12 protein-coding genes are annotated in these 16,405 nt (G+C 72.2%); 10 read left to right on the forward strand and 2 right to left on the reverse strand.

Going from position 1 to position 16,405, the window contains the following annotated elements; genetic code table 11:
- Positions 1-475 precede the first annotated feature (475 nt).
- Both A949_RS0101090 and A949_RS0101095 read left to right on the forward strand, forming a co-directional pair.
- Positions 476-2,779, forward strand: a complete 2,304-nt coding sequence (locus A949_RS0101090) for a hypothetical protein (RefSeq protein WP_158687522.1) — start codon at positions 476-478, stop codon at positions 2,777-2,779.
- 183 nt (positions 2,780-2,962) lie between these two features.
- Positions 2,963-4,213, forward strand: a complete 1,251-nt coding sequence (locus tag A949_RS0101095; RefSeq protein WP_051019355.1) for a geranylgeranyl reductase family protein — start codon at positions 2,963-2,965, stop codon at positions 4,211-4,213.
- Positions 4,214-4,290: 77 nt separating this feature from the next.
- On the opposite strand, the gene A949_RS0101100 is transcribed toward A949_RS0101095, so the two are convergent.
- Both A949_RS0101100 and A949_RS0101110 read right to left on the reverse strand, forming a co-directional pair.
- Positions 4,291-5,340 carry a DUF5954 family protein gene (locus tag A949_RS0101100; protein WP_019354163.1) on the reverse strand — a complete coding sequence of 350 codons (1,050 nt, stop codon included), beginning with the start codon at positions 5,338-5,340 and terminating at the stop codon, positions 4,291-4,293.
- Positions 5,341-5,578: 238 nt separating this feature from the next.
- On the reverse strand, positions 5,579-6,382 hold the full coding sequence (locus A949_RS0101110) for a C40 family peptidase (protein ID WP_026004231.1): 804 nt from the start codon (positions 6,380-6,382) through the stop codon (positions 5,579-5,581).
- Positions 6,383-7,136: 754 nt separating this feature from the next.
- On the opposite strand from A949_RS0101110, the gene A949_RS0101115 reads away from it, so the two are divergent.
- From A949_RS0101115 to nuoH, 8 genes are all read left to right on the forward strand, one after another.
- Positions 7,137-7,496 carry an NADH-quinone oxidoreductase subunit A gene (locus A949_RS0101115; RefSeq protein ID WP_019354165.1) on the forward strand — a complete coding sequence of 120 codons (360 nt, stop codon included), beginning with the start codon at positions 7,137-7,139 and terminating at the stop codon, positions 7,494-7,496.
- Between the two features lie 14 nt (positions 7,497-7,510).
- The gene (locus A949_RS0101120; protein ID WP_026004232.1) at positions 7,511-8,065 is read left to right on the forward strand and encodes a NuoB/complex I 20 kDa subunit family protein; all 555 of its coding nucleotides are present in this window, start codon (positions 7,511-7,513) and stop codon (positions 8,063-8,065) included.
- A gap of 175 nt (positions 8,066-8,240) precedes the next feature.
- Entirely contained in the window at positions 8,241-8,990 is a 750-nt protein-coding gene (locus A949_RS0101125; RefSeq protein WP_019354167.1) for an NADH-quinone oxidoreductase subunit C, read from the forward strand.
- Positions 8,991-10,322: an NADH-quinone oxidoreductase subunit D gene (locus A949_RS0101130; RefSeq protein ID WP_019354168.1), complete on the forward strand. Its 1,332-nt coding sequence runs from the start codon at positions 8,991-8,993 to the stop codon at positions 10,320-10,322. It abuts the gene before it with no gap.
- Positions 10,323-10,333: 11 nt separating this feature from the next.
- On the forward strand, positions 10,334-11,053 hold the full coding sequence (gene nuoE / locus A949_RS0101135; RefSeq protein WP_078534612.1) for an NADH-quinone oxidoreductase subunit NuoE: 720 nt from the start codon (positions 10,334-10,336) through the stop codon (positions 11,051-11,053).
- A gap of 5 nt (positions 11,054-11,058) precedes the next feature.
- Positions 11,059-12,447 (forward strand): NADH-quinone oxidoreductase subunit NuoF, encoded by a 1,389-nt coding sequence (gene nuoF, locus A949_RS0101140; protein WP_192817114.1) that lies wholly within the window; start codon positions 11,059-11,061, stop codon positions 12,445-12,447.
- Positions 12,444-14,957 (forward strand): NADH-quinone oxidoreductase subunit G, encoded by a 2,514-nt coding sequence (locus tag A949_RS0101145; protein ID WP_019354171.1) that lies wholly within the window; start codon positions 12,444-12,446, stop codon positions 14,955-14,957. The genes nuoF and A949_RS0101145 overlap by 4 nt, the downstream gene beginning before the upstream one ends.
- Positions 14,954-16,378 carry an NADH-quinone oxidoreductase subunit NuoH gene (nuoH, locus tag A949_RS0101150; RefSeq protein WP_019354172.1) on the forward strand — a complete coding sequence of 475 codons (1,425 nt, stop codon included), beginning with the start codon at positions 14,954-14,956 and terminating at the stop codon, positions 16,376-16,378. The genes A949_RS0101145 and nuoH overlap by 4 nt, the downstream gene beginning before the upstream one ends.
- Positions 16,379-16,405: the final 27 nt, after the last annotated feature.

Below are 16,405 nucleotides of genomic sequence, written 5' to 3' on the forward strand. Positions count from 1 at the left end.
GGCACCGGCCACCCCACCCGAGGCCCCGACGGTTGCGGGGGAGCGGGGAGCACCTCCGGCCGGTTCGGGGTCCGCAGAGCCGGAAAGCTCCGCCGGTCCGGCTGCTGCTGACGCGCCGGCTGCTGCTGACGCGCCGGCTGCCGCTGACGCGGCGTCCGTGCCGGGCAGCACGCCGGTTTCTGAGGCCCCGTCCGCGCCGGGCGCTGCCCCGCCTGCTGACGTCCCGGCCGCTCCTGGCGCTCCGCCGGCCCCCGCGGCCCCGCCTGCCCCAAGTGCTCCGCCTGCCCCCGGGACACCCCCCGCGCCGGGTGCCGCGCCCACTCCACCCACTCCACCCATCCCGCCCGGCCCGCCCGGCCCGCCCGGCCCGCCCGGCCCGTCCGGCCCGTCCGACCCGTCGGCCTACGTTCCGACCCGGACCTCCCTGCCGGCCCAGCCCGCGCCGCCGGGCACGCCACCGACCGCCACCCGTCCCGTGCCGCCGACGGCTCCGCCCGCCGCCCCGCCCGCCGCGGCTGCCTGGGCACCGCAGCCTCCGCCCCCGCCGGGCACGCCCGGCGGACCGACGCCGCTCGGACTGTTCCTGGCCCGGACCGTGAAGGGCGACTGGGCCGCGGCCCTGCGGGTCGCCGCCTGGCCGCTGGGGCTGCTGCTGGTGGCCGCCTGTGCGCTCGGTCTCTGGTCCGACGACGACCTCGACGACCTCGACATCGGCTGGGGCACCCGGATGCGGGTCGCGCTGGCCGCGCTGCTGCGGGGCATCGGCGGCGGGCTCGGACTCGCCACCGACGGCACCGCCGACATCGGGGGCGGAAGCGTGGTCGGCGAGGTCGAGGTCTCCGGACTGCCGCTGCTGGCCACGGTGCTGTGGATCGGCGCGCTCGCCGTCGCGGCCCGCGTCGTGAGCCGCCGGACGGCCCCGGCCGGGCCGTCGGCCGCGCTGGAGGCGGCGCTGCGGATCGGTGCGCTGTGCGGGGCCGGCGGACTGCTCCTGGGGCTGTACGCGGCCCCGTCGTACGAGGGGCTCGAACTGAACTCCGCGCCGGGGCTCACCCTGCTGTGGGCGTTCCTGCTCTCCACCCTGGTGGCGGCGCTCGTGCTGACCCGCGGCGGGACCGGCGCCGTGACGGCCGCGGGGCCCGGAGTGCGCGCCCTGGTGGGTGCGTTGCGGACGGCGGGGCTCGCGCTGGTGTGCGTGCTCGCGCTGGCCTCCGTCGTCCTGCTCGTCGTCCTGCTCGCCTCCGCCGACGAGCTCACCGCGGACGACGTGTGGGCACTGCTGATGATGCTCCCCAACATCGGCGCGCTCGGCCTCGCCCTGGCCTGGGGCGCGCCGCTCGACGTGCGCTGGGACTTCGGCAGTTGGAACAGGGGCCGCGAGTCGCTGGGATACGGAGAGCTGAGCGACCTCGCCGGCGGCTGGGCGGTGGTGGGCGCCCTGGCCGGGGGGCTGGCCTGCGCGCTGCTGCTGGGCACCCTGGTCGCCCGCCGGTGCGCCGACCGCCGCGAGCAGCTCCTGGCCACCGGGTTCTTCGTGCTGGGCCTGCTGCTGGTCGTCGCGGTGGCCGGGGTGGGCTTCGAGGCCCGCTTCCACGAGGCGTCCGGCACCGCGGGCGGCGGCCTCGGCGACGGCGGCCTCGGTGGCGGCGGTCTCTGGGACGGTTACGGCGGCGACCCCGGCAGCGCCTCCGACGGCTTCGGCAACGACGTGAACCCCGGCGAGTCCGTCGCCTCCGGTGCCGAGGTCGGCGCAGGCATCGCCGAACTGCTGCTGTTCGCGCTGCTGTGGTCCTACGGCGGCGCACTGCTGGTCCCGTTCCTGCGCGCCCGCTTCGGACGCGGGGGCGGCCCGGGCGGCCCGCCGCGTGCGGACGCCCCGGTGCCGGGCGCCCACCACGCCCCGTACGGTGCCCCGGCCGGAGCGCCGTGGCCGGCCGGATACGCCGCCGCCCCGCAGCAGGGCGGTCCGGGCGGCGGATATCCCGCGGGCGACACGCTCGCCGGTCCCGTCCCCGGCGGCGGCGGTCCGGTGCCGCCGCCGCAGCGCCGCCGCGGTCTCACCTGGGCGGGTCTGGTCCTGGCGGCGTTCCTCGTCGTGGGCGCCGCGACCGGCGGCATTCTCCATCTGGCGGGCGGCGACGGGAAGGACGGCGACGGCACCGCGGCAGCAGAGAAGTCGGCGGCGGCCGAGAAGTCGTCCCCGTCCGCCGCACCGGAACCCGGCGACGCGAGCAGCCGGGATCCCGAACCCACCCCCTCGGCGAGCGCGTCCGGCGCCGATGCCGAGGAAGGCGGAGCGGGCGGAACCCCCGGTTCCCCGCCGCGCACCTCGCTGCCCGAGGGGTTCACCAGGGCCGACGATCCGGAGGGGTTCTCCGTCGGGGTGCGGGAGGGCTGGCAGCGTTCGGTGCAGGGCACCCAGGTCGACTACGAGGCGCCGGGCAGCGACGACTACCTGCGCATCGGGGTCATCCGCAACACGGGCCAGACCTCCTACGAGAACTTCCGCACCCTGGAGAAGGGCGCGGCCAAGCGCGACGGCTACCGGCGGCTGGAGCTGACCGCGAACACCTTCCGGGGACGGCCCGGCGCCCGCTGGGAGTTCGTCTACACCTCCGACGACACGGGCCGCACCATCCACGCCGTCGACCAGGCGTACGTGGCCGAGGACGGCACCGAGTACAGCATCTACGCCGAGAGCGGCTACGACACCTGGGACCCGGGCCGCGAACAGGTCTTCAGCACCGCGCTGCGCACCTGGGACGAGAACGGCGCCTGAGGCGGGGGCGGGGCCGCGGACGGGACCGCGCCGAGGCGGTCCCGCCCGCGCCGCATAGACTGGCGCTGTCAGCCAACCAGCCAGCATGCGGGAGTCCTCGTGGCCGACCCCCAACCCCAGGCGCACTCCGAGTCCAAGGCGCGGTCCCGGCCGGAGGCGGCCGCCTCCGAGCGGTCCGCCGATGTGATCGTCGTCGGCGCCGGGCCCGCGGGCGCCACGACCGCCTACCACCTCGCCCGCAGCGGACTGGACGTGCTGCTGTTGGAGAAGACGGCGTTCCCCCGCGAGAAGGTGTGCGGTGACGGGCTCACCCCGCGTGCCACCAAGCAGCTCGTGGCCATGGGCATCGACATCTCCGAGGAGGCCGGCTGGCTGCGCAACAAGGGGCTCCGCATCATCGGCGGCGGCCACCGGCTGCAGCTTCCCTGGCCCGAGCTGGCCAGCTACCCGGACTACGGGCTGGTCCGCAGGCGGGACGACTTCGACGAGCAGCTCGCCCGGCAGGCGGAGAAGGCGGGCGCGCGCCTGCACGAGCGCTGCAACGTCACCGAGCCGATCGTGGACGAGCGCACCGGACACCTCACCGGCGTGCACGCCAAGCTGGGCGAGGAGAAGACGCCCGTCACCTTCCACGCGCCGATCGTGGTGGCGGCGGACGGCAACTCCACCCGGCTGTCGCTGAAGATGGGCCTGCACCGCCGCGAGGACCGGCCCATGGGCGTCGCCGTGCGGACCTACTTCACCTCGCCCCGGCACGACGACGACTATCTGGAGTCCTGGCTGGAGCTGTGGGACCGGCGGGGCGCCGAGGACCGGCTGCTGCCCGGCTACGGCTGGATCTTCGGCATGGGCGACGGCACCTCCAACGTCGGGCTCGGGGTGCTGAACACCTCCGCCGCGTTCAAGGAGCTGGACTGGCGCGAGGTCCTCAAGGCGTGGTGCGCCTCGATGCCCGAGGAGTGGGGCTACACGCCGGAGAACATGACGGGCCCGATCCGCGGCGCGGCGCTCCCCATGGCGTTCAACCGCCAGCCGCACTACACCCGCGGCCTGCTGCTGGTCGGGGACGCCGGCGGGCTGGTGAACCCGTTCAACGGGGAGGGCATCGCCTACGCCATGGAGTCCGGCGCGATCGCCGCCGAGACCATCGTCCAGGCCCATGCGCGCGCCACCCGGGCCCAGCGCGAGCTGGCCCTGCGGCGCTACCCGAAGGTCCTCAAGGACACCTACGGCGGCTATTACACGATGGGCCGCGCCTTCGTGAAGCTCATCGGCAACCCGAAGGTGATGAAGCTGGCCACCGAGCGCGGCCTCTCGCACCCCGTGCTGATGCGCTTCACCCTCAAGATGCTCGCCAACCTCACCGATCCCACCGGTGGCGACGCCATGGACCGCATCATCAACGGCCTCACGAAGGTGACCCCGCGGGCCTGACGGCCCCCACTGCTCCACGGCCCCGCGGACGGGCGCGCCGGTCCGCGGGCGCGCAGGTCCGCGGGATCCGCGCCACCTCACTCGTCGCCGAACGAGATGTTCCCCCACTCATCCATCGTGGGGTGAATCTTCGACGGCTCCTGGTGGTCCTCGTCCGAGGGGCGCGGCGGCTCCGGCCCGTCCGGGCCGATCCGCATCATCCGCTCGACGCGCACGATCTGGAACGTCCGCCCGCGTGCGCGCAGTTCGTTGGCGCCGCGCCGGCTCATGAACCGCTCGGCCGCTTTCGCGAAGACGGCCACGTCCCGCTCCGAGTACTCCGACTCCCACCCCGGGATCTCCCGCGCCAGGGGCACGCTCTTGGTGAGGTGGCCCACCAGCCCGCGCCGCGCCGCTTGCGGCGTGGGGAACTGTTCGGCCAGGAACATCGACCAGGACCCCGCCTCCCGCTCCAGCACACGGAACGCCGGGGGCAGCAGCACCAGCCCCGGATGGCTGCGCAGCGCGCGCCGGGAGTCGGCGAGGACGTCCGCGGGGAAGCGCTCCGAGTGGTAGACGCTCTCGCGCAGCCCGAGCCGCTCCAACCCGTTCGTGGGCTGCACCTCGGCCGCGTGGTCGACCACGAACCCCTCGGCGTCGGACGGCGTGTCCTTCTTCTCCAGCTCCCAGTGGTCGTCCTCGGGATGATCGGTGGGACGGGGCGGTTCCAGCGAGCCGTCGCCGATCCGGGCGAACTCGTCGGCCCGTACGATTCGGTAGCGGTCGGATCCGACGGACAGCTCGTCTATCCGCCTCTTCTCCAGCCGTGCCACGCCGTCCAGCAGCCGACGCCGCTCGCGGTGGTCCGCGGCCTGATCCTTGGCGTAGGACCACAGATACGAATTCAGCTCGTCCCGTGCGTCCTGTGGGAACCCGGTGTCCAACTCGCCCAGCAGCCGCCACCGCGGCCGGTCGGCGGGCGTCTGCACGGCGCACCCGAACAACGGCCCGCGCACCACGATGTGCGGATACCGCTGCCCGCTCCGGAACGCGTCGAGTTCGGTCACTTGCGAGACGGGGTCGTCGCGCTGGGCGATGCGGATGGTCAGGTGATCCGGCGCCGGATATTGCTTGTCGTGTTCCCGCATGCACCGAGTGTGCTGGGGTGCGTGGCACCGTGCCGGGCACTTTCGGGAATATGGCCGGTACGGGCGGGGCATGCAGGGCGCGGCCTCCCCGTCACAAGGTGAGGCTTCGGCGAACCCGCGTGATCACCCGCTGGGCACGGCGGTGTGCCATCGCGACCACGATCCCGCAGCGTCGCCGCGCCAACGCGGAAGGGGCCCACCGCGGGCGGTGGGCCCCTTCCTGGCGAGTGCGGCCGGCTCAGAGGACGCGGACCGCGCCGGTGGGCTGGTCGTAGCTCAGGGGACGCTCCACGATGCCGGTGGAGGAGTTCTGGGCGCCGATGAATTTGCCGCCGCCCACGTAGACGGCCACGTGGTAGGCGCTGCCGGCGCCGCCCCAGTAGAGCAGGTCGCCCGGCTGGAGGTTGTCCAGCGAGACGGGGGTGCCCGCGGTGGACTGCGGCTGCGAGGTGCGCGGCAGGTTGACGCCGACCTGCTTGTAGGCCGCCTGGGTCAGGCCCGAGCAGTCGTACGCGGAGGGGCCGGTGGCGCCCATGACGTAGGACTTGCCGACCTGGGCCCGCAGGAAGCTCAGAAGGGTGGCCACGTTGCCGCCCTGCGGCGCGGCGGCGTTGGTGGTGAGGGAGGAGCGCTCCGTGGAGCGGGAGGCGCGCTCCTTGGCCTCGGCCGCGGCCTTGCGGGCGGCTTCGGCCTTCTTCTTGGCCTCGGCCTTGCGCTTCGCCTCGGCCTCGGCCTTCTTCTTGGTCTCCTTGGCCTCCTGCTTGGCCTCGGTGGCCGCGTCCTGCTGGGCCTGCTGGAGGCTGTACTGCTGCGCGGAGTGGTGGAGGGACTCCGCCGCGAGGGCGTTGGAGTCGGCCGTGGAGAGGGTGGGCATCTCCACCGTGTCGGCCGGTGCGTTCTTGTCGGCCGCCAGGGCCGGTGCCGCCGCCGCGGTCAGGGCGATGGTGCCCATGACGCCACCCGTCATACCCGCACGCAGTGCCGTGTTCATCTTGCTGGAGCGGGGCTTCCGGTGGCTGGGAATCTGAGCTTTCGGGGACATGAGGGAATGCCTAGCAGGCCGGAAACCCTCGCCTCAACAATCGTGCGATGCACCACAGTGGCCGCTCGGACGGCCACTTGAGCCCTGCGGATGCTCTCCGGAGGGGTTTCCCGGACGTGATCATTGCCCAACTACGGGGCCGTGACCACGTTGTTGTCCGCATTGCCGGAATTCCCGCGGCGTGTACCACGGTGAAAAGACCCGCGCAAAGAAGTCAGCCACTGACGGGAACGCGCGTGGCGCAGTTCACATTCCCGGCCGGAGGGTGAAACCAACTCTTGGTGCAAATGGGATGTTGGGCGCCTATCGCCCATCCCGTTCGGTCACGGGCAGGACTCGGCCGGGTCGCGCGTGGATCTCGCCGCTTGTGCCGGGCTTCACAAGTGCACGATCACCAGTGGTTCGCGCATAGCAGGTGAAACCGTCCAGCGCGAATTTGCCCTTGCAGCCGAGTGCTTGGTACAGCGACCCGCCTCCGACGGCTGTGAGCACGCCTGCATGTCACCTCAGGTGATCATCCATGGGCTTTGCGTATGAAGATTGACGCCGATCCGATCGGATGATCGGGCGTCAGGTGGTGGAGATCACAAACCAGTTGGCCGCACCCGTGTCGCAGATCACAGAGGGGCGGGCTTAAGATGCCTGCGAACAGGGCTTGTGAACTGCCTCACATAGGAGCGATCTTCGTGGGGGTGCGCAGCGGCCCAGCGGTCTGCCGGCAGTCAGAGTCGACGCCTGGAAGGAGACGGGAGCGGTGAACGTCTACACACCAATCCTCGTACTGGGAGCGATCGCGGCCGCGTTCACGGTGTTCTCCGTGGTCGTGGCGTCGATCGTCGGCCCCAAGCGCTACAACCGGGCAAAGCTGGAGGCGTACGAGTGCGGCATCGAGCCGACGCCGCAGCCGGCCGGAGGCGGCCGCTTCCCGGTGAAGTATTACCTGACGGCGATGCTCTTCATCATCTTCGACATCGAAATCGTCTTCCTCTACCCGTGGGCCGTGCATTTCGACTCACTCGGGATGTTCGGGCTCGTCGAAATGCTGGTCTTCGTCGCCCTCATCGGTATCGCGTACGCCTATGACTGGCGGCGCGGCGGCCTGGAATGGGACTAGGGGCAGGATAAGCAATGGGACTTGAAGAGAAACTGCCGAGCGGTTTTCTGCTCACCACGGTCGAGAAGATGGCCGGGGCGGCACGTAAATCATCCATGTTCCCGGCGACGTTCGGGCTCGCCTGCTGCGCCATCGAGATGATGACGACCGGCGCCGGGCGCTACGACCTCGCCCGGTTCGGCATGGAGGTCTTCCGCGGCTCGCCGCGCCAGGCCGACCTGATGATCGTGGCGGGCCGGGTCAGCCAGAAGATGGCACCGGTGCTGCGCCAGGTGTACGACCAGATGCCGAACCCCAAATGGGTCATCTCCATGGGGGTGTGCGCCTCGTCCGGCGGAATGTTCAACAACTACGCCATCGTGCAGGGCGTCGACCACATCGTGCCCGTCGACATTTATCTGCCCGGTTGCCCGCCGCGCCCCGAAATGCTGCTCGATTCCATTCTCAAGCTGCACGAGAAGATCCTGCACTCGAAGCTCGGCGTCAACCAGCAGGAAGCGGCCCGCGAGGCCGAGGAGGCGGCGCTGAAGGCGGTACCGACGATCGAGATGAAGGGGCTGCTCCGGTGAGCGGCGCACAGGCGGCTGCCGGGCCGCGGGGCGGAGACGAGGCGGGACGTGTGCCGCCCGGGCGGAGAAGCGAGCGGGGTGGCGGCGTGAGCGACGCACCGGCGGCTGCCGGGCCGCGGGCGAGGACGAGGCGGGACGTGTGCCGCCTGGGCGGAGAAGCGAGCGGGGTGCGGGAATGAGTGACGAGAAGCGTCCCAAGGCGCCGTTCGAGAACGATCCGGCCCAGCGTGCCGAGGAGTCGCTGCCCGTGCCGCCGGGGGACACCGGTGAGGTCATCGCGGTGCGGCGCGGCATGTTCGGCGCCCGCAACGGCGGGGACACCTCCGGCTACGGCGGACTGGTGCGCACCGTGCGGCTGCCCGGCGGCAGCTCCCGGCCCTACGGCGGCTGGTTCGACGAGGTCGCCGACGAGCTGGAGGGCGCCCTGGAGGAGCAGGGGCTGGACCCCGAGGAGGTCATCGAGCGGACGGTGGTGGACCGCGGCGAGCTGACCTTCCACGTCGCCCGCGGCCACCTGTCGCGCACGGCCCGCATCCTGCGGGACGACCCGGCGCTCCGCTTCGAGCTGTGCACCGGCGTCAGCGGCGTCCACTACCCGGAGGACGCGGGGCGCGAGCTGCACGCCGTCTACCACCTGCGCTCGATCACCCACAACCGGCTGATCCGCATGGAGGTCACCGCGCCGGACGCGGATCCGCACATCCCCTCGACCGTCGACATCTATCCGACGAACGACTGGCACGAGCGCGAGACCTACGACTTCTTCGGTCTGATCTTCGACGGCCATCCGGCGCTGACCCGGATCCTGATGCCCGACGACTGGCAGGGCTTCCCGCAGCGCAAGGACTATCCGCTCGGCGGTATCCCCGTCGAGTACAAGGGCGCCCAGATTCCCGCTCCTGACCAGCGGAGGTCGTACAGCTAAATGTCCTCTACAACCCACGCACCCGCAGGCATTCGGGAGACCACCGAAGGCACCGTCTACGACGTCACCGGAGGGGACTGGGACGAGCTGGCCGCGCACGCCGCCAAGAGCGACGACGAGCGGATCATCGTCAACATGGGTCCCCAGCACCCCTCCACGCACGGGGTGCTCCGGCTGATCCTGGAGATCGACGGCGAGACGGTCACCGAGGCCCGCTGCGGCATCGGCTACCTGCACACCGGCATCGAGAAGAACCTCGAGTACCGGACCTGGACCCAGGGCACCACGTTCGTCACACGCATGGACTATCTGACGCCGTTCTTCAACGAGACGGCGTACTGCCTGGGCGTGGAACGGCTCCTGGGCATCGAGGACGAGGTGCCCGACCGCGCCAACGTCATCCGGGTGCTGCTGATGGAGCTCAACCGGCTCTCCTCGCACCTGGTCGCCATCGCCACCGGCGGCATGGAACTGGGCGCGACCACGGTCATGATCTTCGGGTTCCGGGACCGGGAACTGGTCCTGGACCTGTACGAGCTGATCACCGGGCTGCGGATGAACCACGCCTACATCCGCCCCGGCGGGCTCTCCCAGGACATCCCGCCCGGGACCGTGGACGCGCTGCGCGAGTTCCTCAAGAAGATGCGCAAGAACCTGCCGGAGTACGACGCGCTCGCCACCGGCAACCCGGTCTTCAAGGCCCGGCTGAAGGACATCGGCTACCTCGATCTGGCCGGCTGCATGGCGCTCGGCGCCACCGGCCCGGTGCTGCGCTCCGCCGGGCTGCCGCACGACCTGCGCAAGGCGCAGCCGTACTGCGGCTACGAGACCTACGACTTCGAGGTCCCGACCGTCGACACCTGCGACTCCTACGGGCGGTTCCTGCTGCGGCTGGAGGAGATGCGCCAGTCGCTGCGGATCATCGAGCAGTGCGTGGACCGGCTGGAGCCGGGCCCGGTCATGGTCGCCGACAAGAAGATCGCCTGGCCCGCGCAGCTCGCCCTGGGCCCCGACGGACTCGGCAACTCGCTCGACCACATCAAGAACATCATGGGCACCTCGATGGAGGCGCTGATCCACCACTTCAAGCTGGTGACCGAGGGCTTCCGGGTGCCGCCGGGCGAGGCGTACGCGGCCGTCGAGTCGCCCAAGGGGGAGCTGGGCGTGCACGTCGTCAGCGACGGCGGCACCCGCCCCTACCGGGTGCACTTCCGCGACCCCTCCTTCACCAATCTGCAGTCCATGGCGGCGATGTGCGAGGGCGGCCAGGTGGCCGACGTCATCGTCGCCGTCGCGTCCCTCGACCCCGTGATGGGAGGCGTCGACCGGTGACCAGCATCGAGATGGGCATCCCCGAGATGCCCGCGCCCGACTACCCCGCCGAGGTACGCGAGCGGCTGGAGGCGGACGCGCGCGAGATCGTCGCCCGCTACCCGGACAGCCGCTCCGCGCTGCTGCCGCTGCTGCATCTCGTGCAGTCCGAGGAGGGGCATGTCACCCGCACCGGACAGCGCTTCTGCGCCGAGGTGCTGGAGCTGACCACGGCCGAGGTCAACGCGGTCGCCACCTTCTACTCCATGTACCGGCGCAAGGCGTCCGGCGACTACCAGGTCGGGGTGTGCACCAACACCCTGTGCGCGGTCATGGGCGGCGACGCCATCCACGCCGCGCTCCGCGAACACCTGGGGGTGGGCGAAGGGGAGACCACCGAGGACGGCAAGGTCACCCTGGAGCACATCGAGTGCAACGCGGCCTGCGACTTCGCACCGGTCGTGATGGTCAACTGGGAGTTCTTCGACAACCAGACCCCCGACAGCGCCCGCACCCTCGTCGACGACCTGCGCGCGGGCCGCGAGGTCACCCCCACCCGCGGTGCCCCGCTGTGCACCTTCAAGCAGACCGCGCGGGTGCTGGCCGGCTTCCCCGACGAGCGGCCTGGCGCGGTGGAGGCGTCCGGCAGCGCCGGCCCCGCTTCGCTGGCCGGGCTGCGGCTGGCCAAGGGCGAGAGCACCCCGGGCGTCGTCGCCCCCCGCGAGGCGGCATCCGACGAGGAGGGGAAGTGACGGCAGTGACTCACGACGGCGGACAGGACGGGGCCTCCCCCCAGCCGGGCGGCGGCGCGGCCGATCCGCAGAAGCTGCTCACCCCGGTGCTGTCCGCGCACTGGGACGAGTCGGACTCCTACACGCTGGCCGGCTACCGGCGGCACGGCGGCTACCGGGCGCTGCCCAAGGCGCTGGCCATGGACCCCGACGACCTGATCGCCTACGTCAAGGACGCGGGCCTGCGCGGCCGCGGCGGCGCCGGCTTCCCGACCGGGATGAAGTGGCAGTTCATCCCGCAGGGCGACGGCAAGCCGCACTACCTCGTCGTCAACGCCGACGAGTCCGAGCCGGGCACCTGCAAGGACATCCCGCTGCTGTTCGCCAACCCGCACTCGCTGATCGAGGGCATCGTGATCGCCTGCCACGCGATCCGCTCCCACCACGCCTTCATCTATCTGCGCGGCGAGGTCGTCCCCGTGCTGCGCCGGCTGCACCTGGCCGTGCGCGAGGCGCGCGAGGCGGGCTACCTCGGCCCGGACGCGCTGGGCCCGGGCAAGGACCTGGAACTCACCGTGCACGCGGGAGCCGGCGCCTACATCTGCGGCGAGGAGACCGCGCTCCTCGACTCGCTCGAAGGCCGCCGCGGCCAGCCCCGGCTGCGTCCCCCCTTCCCGGCCGTCGCCGGTCTGTACGCCTGCCCCACGGTGGTGAACAACGTCGAGTCCATCGCCTCGGTTCCCGCGCTCGTGGACCACGGCAAGGACTGGTTCCGCTCGCTGGGCAGCGAGAAGTCCCCCGGCTTCACGCTCTACTCGCTCAGCGGGCACGTCGCCCGCCCCGGCCAGTACGAGGCGCCGCTGGGCGTCACCCTGCGCCAGCTGCTGGACATGAGCGGCGGCATGCGGCCCGGCCACCGGCTGAAGTTCTGGACCCCCGGCGGCTCCTCCACCCCGATGCTCACCGACGAGCACCTGGACGTGCCCCTCGACTACGAGGGCGTCGGCGGCGCCGGTTCCATGCTCGGCACCAAGGCGCTCCAGTGCTTCGACGAGACCACCTGCGTGGTGCGGGCCGTCACCCGCTGGACCGAGTTCTACGCGCACGAGTCCTGCGGCAAGTGCACCCCCTGCCGGGAGGGCACCTACTGGCTCGTCCAACTGCTCCGCGACATCGAGGCGGGCAAGGCGGCCCGGGCCGACCTGGACAAGATCGCCGACATCGCCGACAACATCAACGGCAAGTCCTTCTGCGCCCTCGGCGACGGAGCGGCGTCCCCGATCTTCTCCTCGCTGCAGTACTTCCGCGACGAGTACGAAGCCCACCTCGCGGGCCGCGGCTGCCCCTTCGACCCCGAGAAGTCCACCGCGTGGGGCGACGACCCCAGCTCCGCTCACCTGGAGGTGAACGCGTGACCGTCACCACTCCTGCTGCCTCCGGAGGGGGAGGGGAGGTCGCTCCGCAGCCCGAGGACCTCGTGTCGCTGACCATCGACGGCGCCCAGCTCTCCGTCCCCAAGGGCACCCTGGTGATCCGCGCCGCCGAGCAGCTCGGCATCGAGATCCCCCGCTTCTGCGACCACCCGCTGCTCGATCCCGCCGGGGCCTGCCGGCAGTGCATCGTGGAGGTGGAGGGCCAGCGCAAGCCGATGGCGTCCTGCACCATCCAGTGCACCGACGGCATGGTCGTCAGGACGCACCTCACCTCCGAGGTGGCGAGCAAGGCCCAGCACGGGGTGATGGAGCTGCTGCTCATCAACCACCCGCTGGACTGCCCCGTCTGCGACAAGGGCGGCGAGTGCCCGCTGCAGAACCAGGCGATGTCACACGGCCAGGCCGACTCCCGGTTCGAGGGCCGCAAGCGCACCTTCGCCAAGCCCGTCGCGGTCTCCACCCAGGTGCTGCTGGACCGCGAGCGCTGCGTGCTGTGCGCGCGCTGCACCCGCTTCTCCAACCAGGTCGCGGGCGACCCGATGATCGAGCTGCTGGAGCGCGGGGCGCTCCAGCAGGTCGGCACCGGCGAGGACGAGCCCTTCCAGTCGTACTTCTCCGGGAACACCATCCAGATCTGCCCGGTCGGCGCGCTCACCTCGGCCGCCTACCGGTTCCGCTCCCGCCCCTTCGACCTGGTCTCCTCGCCCGGGGTCTGCGAGCACTGCGCGGGCGGCTGCGCCGTCCGGCACGACCACCGGCGCGGCAAGGTCATGCGGCGGCTGGCCGAGAACGACCCGGAGGTCAACGAGGAGTGGCTGTGCGACAAGGGCCGCTTCGGGTTCCGCTACGCGCAGCGCCCCGACCGGCTGCACACCCCGCTGGTCCGCGGCGCCGACGGCGAACTGGCCCCCGCGAGCTGGCCGGAGGCGCTGGCGGCCGCGGCCCGCGGTCTTGCCGGGGCGCGCGGCCGGGCCGGGGTGCTGACCGGCGGCCGGGTCACCGTCGAGGACGCCTACGCGTACGCGAAGTTCGCCCGGGTGGCGCTGCGCACCAACGACATCGACTTCCGCGCCCGGCCGCACTCGGCCGAGGAAGCGGCGTTCCTCGCCGCCCAGGTGGCGGGCCGCGGCCGTGATCTGGACGGCACCGGGGTCAGCTACACGGCGCTGGAGGCCGCGCCCGCGGTGCTGCTGGCCGGACTCGAGGCGGAGGAGGAGGCGCCCGGCGTCTTCCTGCGGCTGCGCAAAGCCTGGCGCAAGCACGGGCAGCGCACCTTCGCGCTGGCGAGCCACGCCACCCGCGGACTGGAGAAGGCGGGCGGCACCCTGCTGCCCGCCGCGCCCGGCACCGAGACCGAGTGGCTGGACGCGCTCGCGGGCGGCGTCGGGCTGGAGGAGCAGGGCGCCGCGGCGGCCGAGGCGCTGCGCGGCGAGGGCTCGGTGATCCTGGTCGGAGAGCGGCTGGCCACCGTGCCGGGCGCGCTGACCGCCGCCGTGCGCACCGCGGCCGCCACCAACGCCACGCTGGTGTGGGTGCCGCGCCGGGCGGGTGAGCGGGGCGCGGTCGAGGCCGGCTGCCTGCCGGGGCTGCTGCCCGGGGCCCGGCCGGTCGGGAGCGAGGAGGCGCGTGCGGAGGTCGCCCGCGCCTGGGGCGTCGCCGAACTGCCCGCGGAGCCGGGCCGCGACACCGCGCAGATCGTCGAGGCAGCCGCCGAGGGTGAGCTGTCCGCGCTGGTCGTCGGCGGGGTCGGGGTGGAGGACCTGCCCGACCCGGTGCGGGCCCGGCAGGCGCTGGAGGCCGTGGGCTTCCTGGTCAGTCTGGAGCTGCGGCCCGGCGCCGTGACCGAGCTGGCCGATGTGGTGCTGCCGGTGTCGGCGGCGGCGGAGAAGTCCGGCACCTTCCTCAACTGGGAGGGCCGCCTGCGGCTGTTCGAGGCGGCGCTCAAGCCCGACCAGATGACCCGCCGGCACGCGCAGCCCGACGCCCGGGTGCTGCACATGCTCGCGGACGCGCTCGATGTGCATCTCGGGCTGCCGGACGTGCGCACGGTGCGCGGCGAACTCGACCGGCTCGGTCACCGCGCCGGCGGTGCGGGCGGCGCCGGCGCGGCCCCCGGGACGCGGAGCGTGCCGCAGCCGCGCGCCGGCGAGGCGGTGCTCTCCGGGCACCGGCTGCTGCTCGACCAGGGGCGGCTCCAGGAGGGCGACGAGGCGTTGGCCGGTACCCGGCACGCGGCGCTCGCCCGGCTGTCCGCGGCGACCGCCGAGGAGGTCGGCGTCCGGGACGGCGACCTGCTGTCGGTCAGCGGTCCGCGCGGTGCGGTGCGGCTGCCGGTCCAGGTGACCGGGATGCCCGACCGGGTCGTGTGGCTGCCGCTCAACTCGGTCGGCTCCGGTGTCCCGGCCGACACCGGGGCGCTCCCCGGTGACGTGGTGCGGATCACGCCGGCGGACGCCGCCGAGCGGGAGAACACGCAGGAGGTGGGCGCATGAGCGCCGCGATGCTGAGCCCGCAGGATCCGTTCGCCGGAATGCCGCGGCTGGCCGCCGAGGACCTGTCGATGTTCGGCACGGACCCGTTCTGGCTGGTCGCCCTGAAGGCCGTCTTCTGCTTCGCGTTCATGATGCTGACGGTGCTGATCTCCATCGTCTTCGAGCGGAAGATCGTCGGCTGGATGCAGCTGCGCGTCGGCCCGAACCGGCACGGCCCCTGGGGCATGCTCCAGTCGCTCGCCGACGGCGTGAAGCTGATGCTCAAGGAAGACATCATCGTCAAGGGCAGCGACAAGCTGGTCTATCTGCTGGCACCGGTGATCGGCGCCGTGCCGGCCTTCATGGCGATCGCGGTCATCCCGTTCGGGCCCGCGGGCAACGAGATCTCGATCTTCGGCCACCGTACGCCGATGCAGCTCACCGACATGCCGGTGGCCGTCCTGTTCATCCTGGCCACCGCGTCCATCGCCTCCTACGGCGTGGTGCTGGCCGGCTGGTCGTCCGGTTCGACGTATCCGCTGCTGGGCGGCGTCCGGGCCACGGCCCAGATCATCAGCTACGAGATCGCGATGGGGCTCAGCTTCGCCGCGGTCTTCCTCTACTCCGGCTCGATGTCCACCTCGACGATCGTCGGCGAGCAGGCGGACGGCTGGTTCGCCTATCTGCTGCCGGTCTCCTTCCTGATCTACCTGGTCTCGATGGTGGGCGAGGCGCACCGCGCGCCCTTCGACATGCCGGAGTCCGAGGGCGACCTGGTCGCGGGCTTCCAGACCGAGTACAGCTCGATCAAGTTCGCGATGTTCATGCTGACCGAGTACATCCACGTGGTGACGGTCTCCGCGCTCGCGGTCACCCTCTTCCTGGGCGGCTGGCGCGCCCCGGCGCCGATCTCCACCTGGTGGGCGGGCGCCAACCACGGCTGGTGGCCGATCCTGTGGTTCACCGCCAAGCTCATGGTGCTGATCTTCGTCTTCATCTGGATCCGCGGCACGCTGCCCCGGGTGCGCTACGACCAGTTCATGAAGCTCGGCTGGAAGGTGCTGATCCCGGTCGCGCTGGTGTGGCTGATGCTCGTGGCCACCGTCCGCGCCATGCGCAACGAGGGCTGGGACTACAGCGAGGTCGTCTACTGGGTCGCGGGGACCGCCCTGGCGCTGCTGCTGATCACCTTCGTCGTGGACTTCTTCCGCGGCGGTGCCGAGGAGGAGCAGGACGAGGCTGCCGTCCCCGACAAGCCGTTCGACCCGATGGCGGGCGGCTATCCCGTACCACCGCTGCCGGGGCAGACGCTGCCGCCGGTGCCGCGGCGCCCCTCGCGTGCCGAACGCGGCCGGGAGCCGGAGCCGGTCGGAGCCCAGGCAGGCGGGACGACCACCGCTACTGACGCAACCACCGAGAGCAAGGGGGCTGACGGTGCCTGAGAACCCCGTGGCCGGCTTCGGCGTGAC

It is taken from the genome of Streptomyces sp. AA1529 (genome assembly GCF_000280905.1).
In the GTDB taxonomy this organism is placed as follows: domain Bacteria; phylum Actinomycetota; class Actinomycetes; order Streptomycetales; family Streptomycetaceae; genus Streptomyces.